The 18,446-nt window shown below is 62.8% G+C and carries 15 protein-coding genes; 7 read left to right on the forward strand and 8 right to left on the reverse strand.

Annotated features, from left to right (window positions below; translation table 11 throughout):
- Positions 1-96: 96 nt before the first annotated feature.
- The 6 genes from AC5LXX_RS31255 to dapA all read right to left on the reverse strand — a co-directional run bounded on the left by AC5LXX_RS31255 (position 97) and on the right by dapA (position 7,224).
- Complete coding sequence (locus AC5LXX_RS31255; RefSeq protein ID WP_493413993.1) at positions 97-1,284, reverse strand: sialidase family protein; 1,188 nt, start codon at positions 1,282-1,284, stop codon at positions 97-99.
- A 23-nt stretch (positions 1,285-1,307) separates the two neighbouring features.
- Complete coding sequence (locus tag AC5LXX_RS31260) at positions 1,308-2,726, reverse strand: sodium:solute symporter family protein (RefSeq protein ID WP_493413994.1); 1,419 nt, start codon at positions 2,724-2,726, stop codon at positions 1,308-1,310.
- Between the two features lie 109 nt (positions 2,727-2,835).
- Positions 2,836-3,861, reverse strand: coding sequence for a 4-hydroxythreonine-4-phosphate dehydrogenase PdxA (gene pdxA / locus AC5LXX_RS31265; RefSeq protein ID WP_493413995.1), 1,026 nt, complete (start codon positions 3,859-3,861; stop codon positions 2,836-2,838).
- Between the two features lie 11 nt (positions 3,862-3,872).
- Positions 3,873-5,150 carry a four-carbon acid sugar kinase family protein gene (locus AC5LXX_RS31270; RefSeq protein WP_493413996.1) on the reverse strand — a complete coding sequence of 426 codons (1,278 nt, stop codon included), beginning with the start codon at positions 5,148-5,150 and terminating at the stop codon, positions 3,873-3,875.
- Positions 5,147-6,313: an iron-containing alcohol dehydrogenase gene (locus tag AC5LXX_RS31275; RefSeq protein WP_493413997.1), complete on the reverse strand. Its 1,167-nt coding sequence runs from the start codon at positions 6,311-6,313 to the stop codon at positions 5,147-5,149. Before AC5LXX_RS31275 ends, AC5LXX_RS31270 begins: the two co-directional genes overlap by 4 nt.
- A 14-nt stretch (positions 6,314-6,327) precedes the next feature.
- A complete protein-coding gene (gene dapA / locus AC5LXX_RS31280; protein ID WP_493413998.1) occupies positions 6,328-7,224 on the reverse strand; it encodes a 4-hydroxy-tetrahydrodipicolinate synthase in 897 nt (298 codons plus the stop codon).
- A 555-nt stretch (positions 7,225-7,779) separates the two neighbouring features.
- Here dapA and AC5LXX_RS31285 point away from each other — a divergent pair.
- Complete coding sequence (locus tag AC5LXX_RS31285; protein ID WP_493413999.1) at positions 7,780-9,201, forward strand: APC family permease; 1,422 nt, start codon at positions 7,780-7,782, stop codon at positions 9,199-9,201.
- A 141-nt stretch (positions 9,202-9,342) separates the two neighbouring features.
- Positions 9,343-10,506 (forward strand): MFS transporter, encoded by a 1,164-nt coding sequence (locus AC5LXX_RS31290; protein ID WP_493414000.1) that lies wholly within the window; start codon positions 9,343-9,345, stop codon positions 10,504-10,506.
- A 74-nt stretch (positions 10,507-10,580) separates the two neighbouring features.
- Here AC5LXX_RS31290 and AC5LXX_RS31295 read toward each other — a convergent pair whose 3' ends face one another.
- On the reverse strand, positions 10,581-11,585 hold the full coding sequence (locus AC5LXX_RS31295; RefSeq protein WP_493414001.1) for a helix-turn-helix domain-containing protein: 1,005 nt from the start codon (positions 11,583-11,585) through the stop codon (positions 10,581-10,583).
- A 213-nt stretch (positions 11,586-11,798) separates the two neighbouring features.
- On the opposite strand from AC5LXX_RS31295, the gene AC5LXX_RS31300 reads away from it, so the two are divergent.
- From AC5LXX_RS31300 to AC5LXX_RS31320, 5 genes are all read left to right on the forward strand, one after another.
- A complete protein-coding gene (locus AC5LXX_RS31300) occupies positions 11,799-12,758 on the forward strand; it encodes a carbohydrate ABC transporter permease (protein WP_493414002.1) in 960 nt (319 codons plus the stop codon).
- On the forward strand, positions 12,736-13,653 hold the full coding sequence (locus tag AC5LXX_RS31305; protein ID WP_493414003.1) for a carbohydrate ABC transporter permease: 918 nt from the start codon (positions 12,736-12,738) through the stop codon (positions 13,651-13,653). Before AC5LXX_RS31300 ends, AC5LXX_RS31305 begins: the two co-directional genes overlap by 23 nt.
- A gap of 2 nt (positions 13,654-13,655) precedes the next feature.
- Positions 13,656-14,747, forward strand: coding sequence for an ABC transporter ATP-binding protein (locus AC5LXX_RS31310; protein WP_493414004.1), 1,092 nt, complete (start codon positions 13,656-13,658; stop codon positions 14,745-14,747).
- Positions 14,695-15,636 (forward strand): inositol monophosphatase family protein, encoded by a 942-nt coding sequence (locus AC5LXX_RS31315; RefSeq protein ID WP_493414005.1) that lies wholly within the window; start codon positions 14,695-14,697, stop codon positions 15,634-15,636. Before AC5LXX_RS31310 ends, AC5LXX_RS31315 begins: the two co-directional genes overlap by 53 nt.
- A 65-nt stretch (positions 15,637-15,701) precedes the next feature.
- On the forward strand, positions 15,702-16,799 hold the full coding sequence (locus AC5LXX_RS31320; RefSeq protein WP_493414006.1) for a LacI family DNA-binding transcriptional regulator: 1,098 nt from the start codon (positions 15,702-15,704) through the stop codon (positions 16,797-16,799).
- A gap of 39 nt (positions 16,800-16,838) precedes the next feature.
- Here the strand turns inward: AC5LXX_RS31320 and AC5LXX_RS31325 are convergent, their stop codons facing one another.
- Complete coding sequence (locus AC5LXX_RS31325) at positions 16,839-18,443, reverse strand: GMC oxidoreductase (RefSeq protein ID WP_493414007.1); 1,605 nt, start codon at positions 18,441-18,443, stop codon at positions 16,839-16,841.
- Positions 18,444-18,446 lie beyond the last annotated feature (3 nt).

Raw genomic sequence — 18,446 nt, forward strand, 5'->3', positions numbered from 1 at the left:
ATTCCTGGTCTGATCGAATGGGCGCGCTGGTCCGCGCCTCGCGACCGACAAGTTTATCCAATTGCCGCAGTGACCGACCAGTTGCCGAGGCGGGCATCATCGACCGCGAACCCACGCTTCTTCGACCCGCACGTACTTGATCTTCTGGCGGAACCAGGTGAACGCGACGTGCAATGCGCCGTCGTGCGACTGCACGATCGATGGATACGAATATTCCCGGTTGCGCCGATCTGCCGAATTGTTGGTCATGCAGTACCCGTCACCGATTTCCAGGTTGCGGCGGCGCCGCCATGTCCTGCCTCCATCGTCGGAGATGGCCAGCGACATCGGAGCACGCGGCGCGCCCCAGAAGGCGGCGCCGCGCGCGGACGCCTTCTGGTCGCGCAGCTCGCCGCCGTCCTCGGAGTCTTCGATATCGTCGTACAGTGACGCCCGACGTGCGTTGCCGTGCGACGCGTCGCTCTCGTTGAACACGAGCGCGAGGTGACCGTTCTGCAGCACGGTGAATTGAATCGAAGAGTTGTTGTTCGGGACGTCGGTCGGCTCGGGCACGCTCCATGTGCGGCCGTCCGTCGAGCGGCTCGCATAGATGAAGTCGGCCCAGCGGCTGCGGTAGAGCGCCAGCAGCGAGCCGTCGTGCAGCACGTGAACGTTCATGTGCACGCACCCGACGCTGTCCGGCACTTCGTGAAGCGTCCACGACGCCCCTTCGTCATCGGACACCATGACCGCGCTGACGTCATTGTTGCCGACCCAGCGCTCGCCGGGCTCCGTGCGGCACAGGAAGATCGGGCAGATCCATGTGCCGTTGTCGAGCGCTACGATCGGCTGGCGCACGAACGTGCCCGGGCGGTCGAACAGCGTTTCGACCGGGCCCCACGTGACGCCGCCGTCCGTCGACACGCGGCGGCGAACGATGGCGGTGTTCTGGTGGCCCGACAGTTGTGCGGTGTAGATCAGCCACAGGCGGCCGTCCGGTGCGGTGAACAGCACGGGATTCTGTTCCGAGCGGGTCGGGTCGTCCGACAGTTTCCGGGGCCGCGACCACTCGCTCGTCCCAGTCGGGAGGCGCGACATGTAGATGGACACGTCGGGAATGCCTTCCTGGGTGCCGCCGAACCAGACGCACAGCAGGTCCCCGTTCGCGAGGGGGTGGAGGTTGGCCGCGTGGTTCTGCACGCAGTCGGTAGGCAGAAACGCTTCTTGCCGTTCCGCGTCGGCATACGCCGTGCGAACGCAATGGTCCGACGCGGCGCTCGCCGCTTCAACGAGGTGCATGCTCATGAAATATCCCTGAGGTTGCGAGGTTAGTGCGATTCGCGATGCGTGAGGCGCTTGTCGCGCAGGTTCGCTTCCTCGCCATGAAACAGCAGCTTGCCGATGACCAGCGCGATGGCGGGCGTCACGAGTGCGATGTACATGTTGTCGATGCCGAAAGGATTGCCCAGCAGGTACCAGAGCGTCGTGGCGATCGTCGCGGCGACGAGGGCCGACACGGCGCCGCGCTTGCCGCTGAAGAACGGCAGGTAGATGCCGATCAGCGCGACGATCGAGACGGACAGGCGAAGCGCGCGGCTGAAAAAAGACAGAGCAAGGATCTGCGGGACGAACAGCACGAAGATCAGCGGCAGGAAGCCGACGACCAGCGAGATCCAGCGCGTCATCCTCAGCTCGACGTCGGGCGTCGGATGAAAGCGAGGTACGTAGAAGTCCTTGACGATCAGCGACGCGATGGCCAGCGCCACGGTGCAGACGCTCACGAAGATCGATGCCACGAGCGATGTCGTAACGATGCCGGCCAGGATCGGGTTCATGTGCTGCAGGAACACTGGCAGCGCGTACAGGCTCTTGACGCCGGGGTACAGGTACTTGGCCGCCACGCCGATAAAGCCGAGCGCGAGGCCGATCGGCACGCACAGGAACGCGGCGATCAGCGACGACGCGCGTGCGCCCTCGGGGCTGCGGGTGGCCGAGATGGCCTGGATGATGAACTGCGTCGAGAAGATCGCGCCGGCCGTGCCGATGATCCAGGCGCCGATCGTGCCGCCCGACAGCGCACCGCTCCACGTGAAGTAGTGCGCGGGCATGTGCTGCGCCATCGGCGCGATGCCGCCCGACAGCTTCCACGCAACGCCCACCAGGATCGCGATGCCGAGCAGTTTCACCGCGCTGTGGACGACCGTTAGGTATGCGACGCTCTTGAGTCCGCCCCAGACGAAGTAGACGGTGCTGACGATCGCGGTGATGACGGCGGCCGTCGGCAGGTTGATGCGCATGACCGTGGAGATCGCCGCCGCACCGCTCACGTAGTTGCCGACGTTCACGACGAACAGCGCGTAGATCATGATCGCCGAGACGGCGAGCTTCGCGCCGCCACCATACCGCTGCGCGATGAAGCCGGAGATCGTGAACTCGCCGGACGCATACAGACGCTTGGCCATGAACAAGCCGAACAGCAGAAAGCCGATGGCGGCCGCAAGGACCGACCACGATGCCGCGATGCCGGCCGAAAAGGCTTCCTGCGAGGTCCCGACCGTCGATTTGGCGCCGATGAATTCGGACATCAGCAGGATGGCGACCACCAGCGCCGGCATCGATCGCCCGGCCACCATGAACTGTTCGGAATTGCGACTGCGCAAACGAATGCTGATCAGGCTGGTAATCACGATGTAGGCGACAACCATGCCGATGATGGTGGCTGTATCCCAATAACTGAAGGTGGCCATCGCTTGTCTCCACGTTACCTTCGGTTGATGTACGTTCGGGTGCGTCGATCGATCCGGCATGTGTCTGCCGGTATCGCTCGCGGGTCGATGCGTGTCTTGCTCGCGCCGCTTACGCGGCGGTGGCGACAGGCGATGCCTCGTTGCGGCGCGTGGCGAGATCCACGGCCTGGCGGAAGGCCTCCAGCAGGCTGCGTTCGTCGGCGATGCCCTTGCCCGCGATATCGAACGCGGTGCCATGATCGACCGATGTGCGGATAACGGGCAGGCCGACCGTCACGTTCACGCCGGCTTCGAGGCCCATCACCTTCACCGGTCCGTGTCCCTGGTCGTGATACATCGCGACGACCACGTCGAAATCGCCGCGGCCCGCGCGGAAGAACAGTGTGTCCGCCGGCAGTGGGCCTTCCACATCCCACCCGCGCGCTTGCAGGCGCTGCACGGCCGGTACGATCTTCTCTTCTTCCTCGCCGTAGCCGAACAAACCGTTCTCGCCGGCATGCGGGTTGATCCCGCACACGCCGATGCGTGGATTTGCGATGCCCGCGCGAACCAGCGTGTCGTGCGCACGTTCGATCGTGCGTTGCACGAGGCCCGGCTCGATCTTGCGAATCGCGTCGAGCAGGCCGATGTGCGTCGTCACGTGAATCACGCGCAGATTCGGCGCGACCAGCATCATCGACACCTCGTCGATGCCCGTGAGATGCGCGAGCATTTCGGTGTGGCCGGGGAAGATATGGCCGCCGGCATGCAGCGCTTCCTTGTTCAGCGGCGCTGTGCAGATCGCATCGAGCTCGCCTCTCGACGTCAGCTCGACGGTGCGGGCGATGTATTGATAGGCTGCATCACCCGCGATGGGAGAAAGCTTTCCGTACGGCAGGTCTGCCGGAATGAGCGCGAGGTCGATGCAGTCGACGATCCCCACGCGGAACGCGCCTTCGGACGGCTGGGTGACCGTGCGGACCTCGAGATCGACGCCCGCGCGGCGACCGGCGTCGCGCAAGCGCGCGGCGTCGCCGATCACGACAGGCTGGCACTGCTCGTACACGGACGCATGCGCGAGGCTCTTCATGATGATTTCCGGTCCGACGCCGGCCGCGTCGCCCATGGTAATGCCGATAATGGGACGGTTGTCCATGGCAGTTCCCTTTACTGATTGGATTGCGCGGTGTCGGCCGTCTTGCGCGCATTCGCAAGCCGACACCAGGCGTGATGGATCGACTCGGGCCGGCCGAAGCCGCCCGCCTTGGTCACGACGGGAAGCGTCTTGCCTTGCAGGTGGCATTCGAGCAACGGCATGCCGTCCTCGATTTCGCCGACGACCCGCAACGCACTCGCGCCGGCCGCGGTGAGCAGTGCGCGCGCCGTCTCGCCGCCCGTTGCGATGATTCCGCCTGCATAGTGCACGGCGGGCGCCAGCAAGGTCGCGAGACGGTTGCAGAACAGCAGCCCGTCCTTCACGTCGCCGCGCCGTGCCTGGCTCAACGACACCACCACATGCCGGCCGCGACGAAGGGCCTCGCATACGGCCGTCGTCACGTTGTTGCGCGGGTCATCGAGCGCGGACAGTGTGATTTCGAACGCAACGAGGCCGGTGCCGGTGTTCGCCTTCAGGCGCTCCAGTTGCGCATGCGAGATGCTCGACATGCTGCCGACTACCGTGAGCACGGGACCTTGCGAATCCTGACTGTCGACCGCGTTGCCCGTCATGCCTCGGGGCGGCTCCAGCGCTTCGATGACGGCAGGCGCCAGGCCCGCCGAACCCACCCAGAAGATGTGCTCGAGCGTGACGGAGGCCCGGGCAATGCGGCGCAGATCGTTGTCGGACTCGGCGTCGCATACGACGGCTTGTGCGCCATCCGATTGCAGCTGCCGCAGGTGTGCCGCGAGCGCGTCCGGTTCGCCGCGCACCGTGCCGATTGCCGCGTATGCGACGCGCAGATGTTCGGCGGACAGCATCGCAACCAGATCGGCGTCGCCGGGAATGTCTTCATTGCGCCAGTATTCGCTTGCTTCGACCGGCATGCCGCGCACCCATTGCCGTCCATCGAGCGTGGTGCGTCCGGATGCCGGGTAGGCCGGGCACACGATTGCCATGCCGAGATGCGACGTCAGAGCGGCGACCTCCGCCGCGACGTTGCCGCGCAGCGTGGAGTCCACCTTCTTGTAGATGCGCGTGCCGGTATCCGCCAGCGATTCGACGGCCGCGACGGTGCGTCGGGCTGCGACTTCCTTCGACGCGCGGCGCGAGTCCACGTCGACCGACAGGATGTCGATGCCGTTTGCAGGCGCCGATGCGCGCTCCGCGTCGAGCAGGACCATCGCCGTCAAGCCGTGACGCAATCCGGCCACCGCGCAATCGGCCGCGCCCGACAGGTCGTCGGCGACGATCAGGAGCCGTGCTGCGTGTTGTACGACCGCGCTCATGGCAGCAGGCGGCTGTAGATGGACTTCATGTCTTCGAGCGTCAGCGCCTTCGGGTTGTTGCCGAGCAGGCGCTTGACCTTCGATGCGGCGACCGCGAGCGCGTCGAGGTGTTCCTCGGACACGCCGAACTTGCGCAGGTCCTGCGGAATGTCGACGGCCGCCGTCCATTCCTCCATCTTTTCGATCAGCTTGCGTGCCGCGACCGGATCGGAATCGGCTTTCGACGCCAGGTCGAGTGCGCGTGCGACGTTTGACAGCCGGCCTTCGATCGCATCGAGATTGAACGCCATCACGTGCGGCAGCAGCATTGCGTTCGCGACGCCATGCGTGACGTTGAACATGCCGCCGAGCGGATAGGCGAGTGCATGCACCGCTGCCGTGCCGGCGGCGGTGAGTGCGAGGCCGCCGTACATCGACCCGAGCATCATCGCCTCACGTGCTTTCAGCGACTGGCCGTTTTCGTACGCTTCGACGATGTTCGCGCCGATCAGGCGCATCGACTCCATCGCATACATGTCGCTGACCGGGTTCGCCTTCGTCGAGATATACGACTCGAGCGCGTGCACGAACGCGTCCATGCCGGTTGCGGCCGTAATCGGCTTCGGAAGACCGAGCGTCAGCTCCGCATCGAGAATGACGATCTGCGGCAGGAGGTGACGGCTGACGATTCCGACCTTCAGCGATTCGTCCGGCAGCGTCACGATCGCATTGGGCGTGACTTCGGAGCCGGTGCCGGCCGTCGTCGGCACCAGGATCATCGGCACGCCCGGGCGCTTGATCAGGTCGATGCCCAGCCAGTTGCGCAGCGGTTCGTCGTTGGTCAGCCGCACCGCGAACAGTTTCGCTGCATCGAGCACGCTGCCGCCGCCGATCGACAGAATCGCCTGTGGCGCAAACGGCTCGATCTGCTCTTTGTATACCGTCTCGACGTTGCCGATGGTCGGCTCCGGCTCGACGCCGCGAATGATGCGAACCTCGACGTCTTTCGCGTTGAGCGATTCGATCACGCGAGCGGCGATGCCGAGTTTCTCCATCGCAGGTTGCGTGATCAGTGCAATGCGCTCGACCGGCGTATCAAGCAGCGACAGCTTGCCGGCAAGCGTGTCGAGGCTGCCGGCGCCGTGGACGATGTGCTTGACGGTCTGGAAGTGATAGGTAGTCATGCTGGTGACCCGTTTCAGTGGCCGCGCGCGGCGTCGTGGTAAATGGAGAGCGCTTGCGCCAGGCGTTCCCGGGTGCTGGCGTCGAGCGGCTGGGCGGGTGACCGCGCGGGGCCGGCAGGCATCCCTAGCATCTGTGCGGCGGTTTTCAGCACGACGGGCATCGTGCCCAGCGCGAACGCATCGCGCAGCGCCCGCAGCGATTCCTGTGCGGCGCGTGCGCCCGCGATATCGCCAGCCTGGAACTTGTTCCAGATCGACATGACGACCTGCGGGACCGCATTGGTCGTCGCGGCCACTGCGCCGTCGCCGCCCGCGATCAGTGTCCAGAGAATCATCGAATCGGTGCCGGTGAAGACGGCGAAGTCGTCGCGCCGCAGGTTGATCAGTTGCAGCAGGCGGTCAAAGTCGCCGCCGCTGTCCTTGATGCCGCGAATGTTCGTAATCTCGGAAAGGCGGCGCACGGTATCGACGGTCAGCGTGATGCCCGCTTTCGCGGGAATCGTGTAGAGCATGACCGGTAACGGCGTCGCGTCGGCGATCTGCTTGTAGTGTGCGTAGAGTTCCGGCTGCGTGGCGCCGTTGAAATACGGCGTGATGACCGATACGGCGTCTACGCCGACATCGCTCATCTTCCGGTTCAAATCGACCACGTCACGTGTCGCATAGGCGCCGGTGCCGGCGATCACAGGCACGCGCGAACGGGCCTGGTTGACCGCGATGCGGGCGATGCGCAGCTTCTCTTCTTCGTTAAGCGCGATGAATTCGCCATTGGTACCGAGCACGAATAGGCCGTGTACGCCCGCTTCGATCAGCCGGTCGACCAACGCGCGCAGGCCGTCTTCATCGACGTTCTCGTCGGCCGTCATCGGCGTGATCAGCGCGGGAACGATTCCCTTGAACGAAATTGACATGCTTGCTCCATCGCGGCTGGGACGGCCGGCGGAATTGCCGTCTCCATGGGTTGTGTCGACATCGGCGGAGGCTGTGCGCCGGCGGTCGGGATTGCACCGCCGGACACGTCATCCGGCGCAACGCGTGGGGGAAACACGCCGCCCGATATCCTTCAATTTATTTGCTCGGTCCAATCACAAAACTGATCGATGTGCGCATTTTAGATGAATATATGAGCGTTTCAGTCAATGAAAACCCTAATGTGACCGAATCGGTCATTCTGTGGTGCTGGGGCGCGACAGGGTTCAGCGTCGCACGCGGCGTGCCGTGCACTGCCGCAATCGGGGGGCCAGAAGGGTGGCCCGTGACGGTGGGCGCCCGGACTAGCCGCGCTCGACTTGCCGGACCCACTACGGGTAAACGCTCTCCTTCAGTCTGTTGACAGCGAAATTTGAAGCGCAGAGCATTTGACTTATACGTATAAGTCGCTGTTCAGTCTCGTGGCCGTCTCAGGGCGACTGCCGGAGGCCGAGCCCCCATCATGCTTTGAGCAACGAAGTGGAAGGATGTCTGGAATGGAAAGTCATATTTCGCGCCGATCTGGAAGTCAGGCCGCTATTTCGTCAGCAGAGTTTGCTGGTGCGAATCCGCCTGAAAAAAACGCCGGGAAAAATGAGTCATCCTTGAAATTGAGCCGCGAACTAAGTGTGCTCGATTTGATCGTCTACGGCATGGTGTACATGCTTCCGATTGCGCCATTCGCACTTTACGGAATCATCTCCGATGTGAGCGGCGGTATGGTGCCGCTGGTATACATCGTGAGTGTCGTGGCCATGATGTTTACGGCCCGTAGTTACCAGATACTCAGCAAGGAATTTCCGGCAGCCGGGTCGGCATATACCTATGCTCAAAACGGCATCGGCGATCTTGCCGGCTTTCTGGCCGGGTGGCTGGTGTTTCTCGACTACATCATCGCGCCGGGATTGCTCGCGGTTGTCAGTGCGGTTGCGATGAACAGCCTGGTGCCGGAGATCCCCCGTTCCATCTGGGTGATCGGATTCGTCGGCCTCGGAACGATTCTGAATCTCGTCGGTATATCGGTAACCGCGAAAGTGAACCAGGCATTCCTCGTGATCATGCTGGTCATTCTCGCCGCGTTCGTCGGTGTCGGTCTCTTTGCGCTTTACAGCGGCATGGGGCATGGCCGGCTCACGTTCGGTTCGCTCTTCAATGTCCATACTTTCACATGGGCGGGGCTCGGAACCGGCATCCTCATCGGTTCGACGAACTTTCTCGGCTTCGACGCGATCACGACGCTCGGAGAGGAAGTCAAGAGCGAGAAGCGGCATCTGGCCAGCTTTGCCGGGTTGGCATCCCTGGTCATCATCGCGATCCTGTTCGTGCTGCAGACGTGGATTGCCGCCGATCTCGCGCCCGGCGCGAGGGTACTGTCGCCGGATAGCGCTTTTTACGACATATCGGGCTACGCAGGCGGCCACTGGCTATTCGCGATGACGTCCATCAGCACCGCACTGGCATTCGGCGTACCGTGCACGATCGTCTGTCAAATGGCAATCGCCCGCATCATTTTCGCGATGGGGCGCGACCGGCAGCTTCCCAAAGTGTTTTCCCGGCTGTCCCGCAGATCGAAGCAACCGTATGTGGCGAACATTTTCGTTGCGTCCATCTCGCTGATCATCGCACTGGTCTTTCAGGATCGTCTCGACGACCTGGCCTTGTTCCAGAACTTCGGCGCATTCTCTGCATTCATCCTGGTCAATCTTTCCGTCATCGGCTACTTCAAGATCAAGAAGAGGTCGAAGGACACGTGGAATCACGTGGTTCTGCCGTCGATCGGATTTCTCGTCATCGTTGCACTCATGGTCGCAATGAGGGCCGCCACGTTGAAGATGGGCATCATCTGGCTCGTGCTGGGGCTCGTCTATTACTTTGTCATGCGTCATGTATTTGGCCGCAGTGCGGCACTGAAGATCTGAGTTCGGCATCGATGATTCCGTCTATCGGGTGAAGTCATCGATTGCAGGCCTGATGTGCGATGACTCGACGCCGGCCCCTCGTGACAAGGGGCTCGTCGGGTCATTTTTCGTTGTCGATGCGTGACAGGACATGTCTATTTCATGAGCACTTTCGCAGTCGGTGGCCGGTCTGGCGGTGGCGTCCGGGAACGCCTCTCGACAAGAGCCGGCTTTTATTCGTTTGGCTTCGTTCTTTCCGCGTGGGCGCCGCTCGCCCCCCTTGCGAAATCCCGAATTGGCTTGAGCGATAGCGGCTTCGGTCTCGCGTTGCTGTGGTTCGGGGTGGGCAGTCTTGTTGCGATGCCCATCGGTAGCGCAGCCGTCGCGCGCATGGGATGCAGGCGGATCATCCTGTTGGTTGGTCCGATCACGTGTGCATGCCTGTTTGGACTCGCGTCGACCGACCGTGCTGACATCTTGTCCGCGTGTCTCTTTCTATTCGGTTTCGGTATCGGCGCCACGGAGTCGGCGATGAACCTGCAGGCTGCCGTGGTACAGCGTATGCACGACGAGCCGCTCATGTCGGGATTTCACGCATGGTGCAGTGTCGGGACGATCGCCGGTTCTGCCGGCGTCAGCACGCTGTTATCCCTGCAGATTTCGCCTGTCGGGGCGATAGCGTGCGTCTTGGCGGTCATGGTAGTCCTTTGGTGTGTCGTCGGTCGGCATTTCATCGGACGGGTTAGTGCTTCGCAAGCGCATGGACTCGCACTTCCTGCGTTGCATATCGTCTGGATCGGAATACTGTGCTTTGTCGCATTTCTGGCGGAAGGGGCCGTACTCGACTGGAGCGGTGTGTTCCTGGTAACCGAAAAAGCGTTCCCGCAGGCCAGTGCGGGCTACGGTTACGCTGCGTTCGCCTTGGCGATGGCGATCGCCAGGTCGACGGGCGACCGCCTGACTCGCGTATTCGGAGTGCGATCGATTCTCGTCGCCGGTTCGGTCGGGACCGCGGCTGCCCTTGTCGCGCTGGTTTTCGCGCGACACTGGATGATTCTGATCGGGCTGTTTGCGGCGGTCGGTTTCGGCTTGGCCAATATCGTCCCGCTGTTCTTTTTACACGTCTCGCGGCAACGCCAGATGCGGGTCGAGCTGGCAATGCCGATCGTCGCGACACTAGGCTATGCCGGCATGCTTGCCGGGCCGGCCGTTTTGGGCGCGATAGGAGAGATGGCGGGGCTTTCGGTTTCGCTTCTGACGATCGCCGCGATGCTTCTGCCGATAGCGTTGTCGGCGCACACCATCGTCGTGCGCGACGCAGGCTAGGAGAGCGGCCTGCCGCGCGAACACGATCGCCGGTGTTCAAGCGGTGGTGACCCGGTGGACCACCGGGCACTTGCTTATCCCTCGCCGCCCCACAGAACGGTCGATTGATCGCCGGTCATGTAGTCGCGGATCTCCACAGGCAGGGATCTGTCCGACGGCAGCAGTACCGTCGCGTTGCGCAGGTGCTTCCTTTGCATGTGTCCGCGGTCGGCAAAATTCAACGCGATTCGCGTCGAAAAGGGCTGGCGAAACGACGACGACGCCACACCGGTGACCACGCCGTACAGGAAGCGAATCGGGCGACGGTGTTGAGGCGTCAGGACCGAGAACGTCATTTCGTTCTTCTGCCGCCCTTCGAAATCGATCATGAAGATCCGGTCTCCCATCAGGAAACAGAAGCCGTGGTATTTGAACGAATAGCCGACCTTGCCGTCCTGATCCAGTAACGGGAAACGCTCCACGGTCACGTACTGCACCACCGAATCGCGCTCGTAGAGGCACGTCACCGAGCGCAGGATGCGCCCCTTGTAGATCGACGAGTTGTGGTACCGGTAGTACACCCCGAGAAAATCCTGCAGCGCGGCGCTCGACGACTTGATCAGCGGCAGAAACCGCAGAAAGCTCGGTGCGGACTTCAAATCGAACGGCAGTTCGTATTCGAGTCCTTCATAAAAACTGCGGAATTCCGGCGGCGCCCGGAACAGGTCGGCCGGCTCCATCAGAAAAAACTTGGCGATCTTCAGAAGAACCTTCTGCGACGGAACGTGGTGGCCCGCCAGATATTTGTTGAACTGCTGACGATTGATGTTCAGCTTCCGGCAGAAATCCGCGATGGAGTCGAAAGACGCCACGAGCAGCGACAGATTGCTGGCCAGGTTTGAAAGGTCGTGCTGACGATCCATGTTGTTTCTGAAGAAGTGATCGAGGGGACCAGCGATGAACGGCGACCCGGCGCGCAGCGCGGTCGACCGTGCGTCGATTCGCCGATTCCCGTGCGGGATTTTCCGTATGGAAACCGAAGGAATTACGGCTTCAAGCGCATCGGTGCGGCATCTGAAGCGTGGGCCGTCGCACTGCATTCACGCATGATCGAGTGTACTGCGTTTTGTGCGTCACTGTGCGTCTCTTTTGAGTGCTCCGCGAAATTGAGCACGTGTTTTTAGCGGCAAATACTCCAGCCACCGATCGCATGATCCTCACACGGTCATGCACGGAACGAGCGGCACCATCGGGATATGACACGTGGTGATGCCGCAAGCATCGCGTGACCGTATCAGGAGAAGGGGGAGCGCATGAAAGCAGAAACCACACGGAGATTCGAGATGTCTTTGTCCCCAGGAGGCGGCATCCATGCCGGATCGCTCAGGCCGCGACGCCGCCGGTTACGCGCGAGCCCGGCGGCACTTACGCTGGCGCCGAGTGTCGTCGTACTGTTGATCGCCGTTTACGTATTCATCGGATGGTCGATCGTCATCTCGTTTACCAATTCAAAGTTCGCGCCGAATTACGACTTCGTCGGTCTTGCGCAGTATGCGCGGCTATGGGATTCGGATAGATGGAATGTCGCGGTGACGAACCTCGGTGTGTTCTCGATTGCATTCATGCTGATCTCGCTCGTGCTGGGGTTACTGCTCGCGATTTTTCTCGACCAGAAAGTACGGGGCGAGGGGGCGTTCCGGATGATCTATCTGTATCCGATGGCGGTGTCGTTGATCGTCACCGGCACGGCGTGGAAGTGGATCCTGAATCCTGGCCTCGGACTGGAAAAGCTGCTGCAGGATCTCGGCATGACCGGCGTCCATGTCAACTGGCTGATCGACCCGCAGATGGCGGTCTATACGCTTGTCGTCGCCGCCGTCTGGCAAACCGCGGGCTTCGTGATGGCGATCTTCCTGGCGGGCCTGCGCGGGATCGACGGCGAAATCATCAAGGCGGCGCGCATGGAAGGCGCCGGCACCCTGCGCATCTACCTGACCATCATCATCCCGATGCTGCGCGCGTCGGTGTTCAGCGTCGTCGTGATCCTGATCTACCAGGCGGTGCGGTCGTTCGACCTTGTCGTTGCGCTGACGAACGGCGGGCCGGGTTTCTCGAGCGATCTGCCGACGACGTTTATGTACAACCTGACGTTCAGCCGCGGCCAGCTCGCGCAGGGCGCCGCCAGCTCCGTCATGATCCTGTTCGTCGTGATCGCCCTTACCGTCCCGTATCTCTACTCGGAGTTCAAGCGTGAACACAACGACAGTCTCTGACCTGACCCGGCATGCGCTGCGCGTGTCCCGCCCGTCGAGCACGGCGATGCGTTATGCCGCGCGTACGCTGATCTATGCGATCCTCGTCGGCAGCGCGGCCTTCTTCGTGATGCCGCTGCTCGTGATGGTCTTCGCTTCGTTCAAGGACATGGCGGAGATCCGGTCGACGTCGATTCTGTCCTTTCCGCTCGCGCCCACGGTTCAACCGTGGATCGATGCATGGCAAAACGCATGCGTCGGCATCGACTGCGTGGGGTTGAACGGGTTCTACGTGCGAACCGTGCTGATCGTCGTGCCCGCCGTCGTGTTGTCCACGCTTCTTGGCGCATTGAACGGCTACGCGTTGACGAAATTCAATTTCAGAGGATCGAAGTTCGTCTACGCGGTGATCCTGTTCGGCACCTTCACGCCATATCAATCCGTGTTGATACCGCTTGCGAAGACGCTCGGCGTACTCGGCTTGTCGGGCAGTCTTGCAGGGCTCGTGCTCGTTCATACGGTCTACGGCCTGCCATTCACGACGATGTTCTTTCGCAACTACTTCATGACGGTGCCACAGGATCTCGTGAAGGCGGCGCGGGTCGACGGAGCGGGTTTCTGGACGACTTTTGGATACATCATCCTGCCGCTGTCGGTACCGATGATCGTCGTCACCGTGATCTGGCAGTTCACGTCGATCTGGAATGACTTCCTCTTCGGCGTGTCGTTCACGAGCGGTCAGAACACGCCCATCATGGTTGCGCTGAACAACATGGTGAGCGCGAGCGCGGGCGAACGTCCGTACAACGTCCATATGGCCGGTGCGTTGCTGGCTGCTCTTCCAACGCTCGTCATTTATTTCCTGGCGGGCAAGTATTTCGTGCGCGGCTTGATGGCCGGCGCGGTCAAGGGGTAATCATGGCTTCTCTCCATATTCGCGATGTCCGCAAGAACTACGGCAGCGTTGCTTGCCTCAAGGAAATCAATATCGATGCCGATGACGGCGAGTTCCTCGTGCTGCTCGGTCCGTCCGGCTGTGGGAAGTCGACATTGCTGAATGCGATCGCGGGGCTCGAACCGGTCAACGACGGCGAGATCGTCATCGACGGCTCGGTCGTCAACGACGTGGAATCCGCGAAGCGCGATATCGCGATGGTGTTTCAGTCGTATGCGCTTTACCCGACGATGACGGTGCGCAAGAACCTGACGTTCGGGATGCGTGTGCGTGGGGCATCACGATCCGAGCAGGAGGATGCGGTCAAGCGGGTCGCGGCGATCCTGCAGCTTGATCAGTTGCTCGACCGCAAGCCCAGTCAGCTGTCGGGCGGGCAGCGCCAGCGCGTCGCAATGGGGCGCGCGATGGTACGGGAACCCAAGATCTTCCTGTTCGACGAGCCATTGTCGAATCTCGACGCGAAACTGCGCACGGAAATGCGCGCGGAAATCAAGAAACTGCACCAGCGTGTCGGCACGACGACGGTCTACGTGACGCACGACCAGATCGAAGCGATGACGCTTGCGACGAAGATCGTGGTCATGCGGGGCGGCGAGGTGCAACAGATCGGCACGCCGGAAGACGTCTACGACCGCCCGGCGAACCTGTTCGTCGCGCGCTTCATCGGGTCGCCCGCGATGAATTGCCTGAAGGGCGTGCTGCGCGGCGGCGACACCCGCGCCGTGTTCATCGGCGGGGACGGCAGCGGGCACACGCTCGAGATCGCGCTGGGCTCGCTCAGCGACGCGCAACGATGCTACCTCGATCGGGAAGTCGTACTGGGCGTTCGCCCGGAATGGCTCGCGCCAGGCGTAGGGTCCGCAAGCTTCCAGGCAACGGTCGACGTCGTGGAGCCGACGGGCGCTGACAACTTCGTGCTGTTGTCGGTCGCGGGAGAATCGATCATGGCCCGCTTTGCGCCGGGTGTCGGGCGCGTTGGGGACGTGATGCAGCTCGTCGTCAATGCCGACAAGGCACTCATTTTCGACCCGGCGACCGAACAACGCGTCGTATGAAGGGGCATGCCGGTCGGTATTGCGGTGTGCCCGACCGGCCCGTCTCGGGACGATGAACGTTGAGCGGAATGAGGAACATTCGATGACGGGACCGATGTCGAGTATCGACGAACAGTACTATCGGGACACGGTGATCGATCTCTGCGACCTGGCTCGCACGCTGTGCGGTGCCGTGGCGCATGACACGCTCACCATTACGCGAAAGCGCGATGCGTCGCCCGTCACCGAGCTCGACAGGCGTATCGAGCTGACACTACGCACCCATATTCAGGCGCGGCACCCGCTGGATTCCATCGTCGGCGAGGAATTCGGCGTGATCGAGGGACGAGCGGGCGGGGCAACGAACCGGAGATGGGTAATCGATCCGCTTGACGGGACGCGAGCCTTCGTGACGGGCAGTCCATTATGGGGAACGCTCGTCGGCGTACTGTGCGACGGTGTACCATGGCTCGGCGCGATCGACATGCCGGCTCTCGGACGGCGGCTGATCGCAAGCAGCACCGATGCCGCGACGCACGTCGAGCCGGCTGCCGGCACGGCTGTGCCGCTGTCGGCGGCGCGCATGTGCACGACGACGCCGGACAAGTTCACGCCCGACGAGAAATCGGCATACGCCCGGCTCGTCGCGCGAGTCGCCGTCCATCGATATGGCGGCGATTGCTTCAATTACGCGGCACTGGCCAGCGGGCGGTGCGACCTCGTCGTTGAATCGGGACTCGCCCCGCACGATTTCCTGCCGATCGTCCCGATCGTCGAAGCGGCCGGCGGCCGGATGACGGACTGGCGCGGACAACGTTTGAGCGAGCGCTCGGCCGGCGATGTCGTCGCGGCGTCGAGCGGAGCGCTTCATGCGAGCGCGATTGCATTGCTGGCCGGATCGAATGCGTGAAGGATCTGGCGTGTATCCCTGTAAAATGCGGCATTGCCAGTCCACAGGCGGATGCCTTCCCATCGATGAAGCGTGCCGTATCAATGAAGGACGTCGCATTGGCCGCCGGCGTCTCTCAGCCCGCGGTCTCCTATGCGTACAACAAGCCGTCGGAAATATCCGAGGCGCAGCGCGAGCATATTTTCGCCGTGGCGAAAAAGCTCGGCTATCCCGGGCCCAACGTACGCGGGCGCAGCCTGCGCTCCGGGCGGGTCGGTGCCGTCGGCCTGATGATCATGGACGAGTTGCCTTACGCATTCGCCGACCCGGCGACAACCTGTCTGCTGCGCGGGATCGGTGAAATCAGCGAACTCGCGAACGTCGCGCTCGCGCTTTTCCCGCTGCAGAAGGATCTGGCGAATCATGCCGGCGACGCCGAGAACGGCAGCCTCGCGGTACGCGGGTTCGTCGACGGCCTGATCGCCTACTCGCTGCCGGACCGCTATCCTGTCATCGAGGTCGCGCGCCGGCAGGGCATCCCGGTTGTGATCGTGGACGCACCGATCATCGACAAGGTGCCGTTCGTCGGGATCGACGATCTGCAGTCCGCCATCGTCCAGATGCGTCACCTGATCGAGCTCGGCCACCGGAAGATCGGCATCGTGGCCGACCGGTTGCGGCCGGACGGCATCAAGGGCATCGTCACCAGGCAGCGCTTCCAGGAAGCCACGGAAAACGTGGTGCGAGCCCGCATCGACGGCTATCTGCACGCGGCCGAAGCAGTGGGGCTCGGCTTTGACGACCTGTTGATCGTCGAGGCTGGTGGATTCGATCGTGCATCGGCCATCTGGGCGGCAGCACAGATCCTGCAGCATACGAACCTCACGGCTGTGGCGGCGACGTCGGACGTGATGGCGCTCGCGCTGGTGCAGGCGGCGCGTGAGCGCGGTGTGGCGGTACCCGATCGCCTCTCCGTGGTCGGTTTCGACGATATACCGGAAGCAGCCGGTGCAGGGCTGACGACCATCCATCAACCGCTGATCGAGAAAGGCCGCCAGGCCGCGCAACTTCTCAGCGAACTCCTCAGTGGCGCCGCCTCCCGCAAGCCGCGGGTGCCCAGGGTGCTCCTGCCGACGGAGCTGGTGGTGCGATCGACGACGAAGGCGCCGGCCGCGGCAAGATGAGCGCGGCCGGCGTAGCGCGACGTATGGGCAGGCTACGCTTCAGTGACCGACGAACTGCCTGGCCACACGAAGCGCATTCGCGGCGATCGTGAGCGCCGGATTGACCGCCGCGGATGACGGGAACCACGAACTGTCGACGATCCAGGCGTTTTCCACGTCGTGAAGCCTGCAGTTCGTGTCGAGCACGCTCGTACGCGGATCGTTGCCCATCACGGCCGTGCCGCATTGATGCGAGTTGGTCGCAATCCCCATGCGCTTCGTCAACACGAGCGGATACCCGGCCCGCCGCATCATCGCGACCGTCTTCTTCACGAGCGCCCGGTGTGCCCGCAGATTGTTGGCGCGCCACCTGATGCGGATGCGACCCGACTGCGGGTCGACGGTGATGCGGTTCTCCGGATCGGGAAGATCCTCGCTGGTCAGGTACAGATCGACGCTATGGTTGGTCATGTAGCGCGAAATGGCCTTTGGCAGCCATGGATACATGCCCGTCACCATCGGTTCGCGGATCTTGCCGAGCATCTGCACGTTACCGAGCGGGAACGCGTTCTGCGGGGAGCGCAAATACCAGTCGTTGACCGCGAGCGTTTTCTGGAAAAGCACGTCGTTGGCTCGACGCGGATCGACGGCGAGCATGAACGTGCTGTTGTGAACCATATAGTTTCGGCCGAGCATGCCCGAACGGTTGCCGATGCCGGCCGGATGCGCGCGATCGGCCGATCGCAGCAGAAGCGCCGCCGAGTTCACTGCGCCGCACGCAAGGACGAACCGCTTGGCGCGGATGCGAACCGGTTGCCCGTCGCGAACGCCGACTGCCTCCTCGATGCGCGTGCCGTCGGCCGACATGACGAGACGATCGATACGGGTGCGCACCATCAGCCGTGCGCCGCCTCCGCCGACGAGCGGCCTCAGCACGGACACTTCGGCATCGCCTTTCGCATCGACGAGGCATGGATAGCCGTCGCAGGTCGAGCAGAGCACGCACGGCCGTTCGCGGCCGTAGTTGACGGCCGCTGGCATCACGAACGGACGAAGGCCTTGCGCACGCATGGCCGCATCGAGCGGCCACAACGCAGGGTCGTGTTCCAGCGCGGGAAACGGATAGTCGCCGGAGCGCCACGGATCGGTCGGATCCTGGCCGCTCGCGCCATGGACGTTGTAAAGCCGCTCCGCGGCCGCGTAGTACGGCTCCATGTCGGCGTAAGTGATCGGCCACGCGGGCGAGATCCCTTCGGCGTGCTGAATCGCGCCGAAATCGGCTTCCCTGAACCGTGGAAGCATGGCACCGAAGACCTTCGTGTTGCCGCCGACGTAGTAGAAGACCCCGGGTGAAAACGGCTTGCCGGCGTCGTCGACCCACGACTCCGCGTTGCGGTAGCGTCCTTCGCGAAATACGGCCTCGGCCTGCCAGTTCTGGATTTCACGAGGCAGGAAATCGCCACGCTCGACGATAAGCACGTCGAGACCGTGACCCGAGATGCCCTGCGCGAAACTCGAGCCGCCCATGCCGGATCCCACGATGACCACGTCGCAGGTAATGATTCCATCGCTGCCGGGCACGACCGTCGGGACTTCGCGCCGGAGAACCGGCGCGAAGCTGGACAGATCGGACGCCGGGCGATGAACAAGCGTTGCATCGCTCATGCG

This window comes from Burkholderia torrens (assembly GCF_984668525.1).

Bases quoted from the DNA above. Each gene is read 5' to 3' on its own strand.
- AC5LXX_RS31285 (WP_493413999.1), top strand. From the start codon at position 7,780: ATGGAAAGTCATATTTCGCGCCGATCTGGAAGTCAGGCCGCTATTTCG.
- AC5LXX_RS31270 (WP_493413996.1), bottom strand. From the start codon at position 5,150: ATGAGCGCGGTCGTACAACACGCAGCACGGCTCCTGATCGTCGCCGAC.
- AC5LXX_RS31295 (WP_493414001.1), bottom strand. From the start codon at position 11,585: ATGCAGTGCGACGGCCCACGCTTCAGATGCCGCACCGATGCGCTTGAA.
- AC5LXX_RS31290 (WP_493414000.1), top strand. From the start codon at position 9,343: ATGAGCACTTTCGCAGTCGGTGGCCGGTCTGGCGGTGGCGTCCGGGAA.
- AC5LXX_RS31300 (WP_493414002.1), top strand. From the start codon at position 11,799: ATGAAAGCAGAAACCACACGGAGATTCGAGATGTCTTTGTCCCCAGGA.
- AC5LXX_RS31260 (WP_493413994.1), bottom strand. From the start codon at position 2,726: ATGGCCACCTTCAGTTATTGGGATACAGCCACCATCATCGGCATGGTT.
- AC5LXX_RS31255 (WP_493413993.1), bottom strand. From the start codon at position 1,284: ATGAGCATGCACCTCGTTGAAGCGGCGAGCGCCGCGTCGGACCATTGC.
- pdxA (WP_493413995.1), bottom strand. From the start codon at position 3,861: ATGGACAACCGTCCCATTATCGGCATTACCATGGGCGACGCGGCCGGC.
- AC5LXX_RS31275 (WP_493413997.1), bottom strand. From the start codon at position 6,313: ATGACTACCTATCACTTCCAGACCGTCAAGCACATCGTCCACGGCGCC.
- AC5LXX_RS31315 (WP_493414005.1), top strand. From the start codon at position 14,695: ATGCCGACAAGGCACTCATTTTCGACCCGGCGACCGAACAACGCGTCG.
- dapA (WP_493413998.1), bottom strand. From the start codon at position 7,224: ATGTCAATTTCGTTCAAGGGAATCGTTCCCGCGCTGATCACGCCGATG.
- AC5LXX_RS31310 (WP_493414004.1), top strand. From the start codon at position 13,656: ATGGCTTCTCTCCATATTCGCGATGTCCGCAAGAACTACGGCAGCGTT.
- AC5LXX_RS31325 (WP_493414007.1), bottom strand. From the start codon at position 18,443: ATGAGCGATGCAACGCTTGTTCATCGCCCGGCGTCCGATCTGTCCAGC.
- AC5LXX_RS31320 (WP_493414006.1), top strand. From the start codon at position 15,702: ATGAAGCGTGCCGTATCAATGAAGGACGTCGCATTGGCCGCCGGCGTC.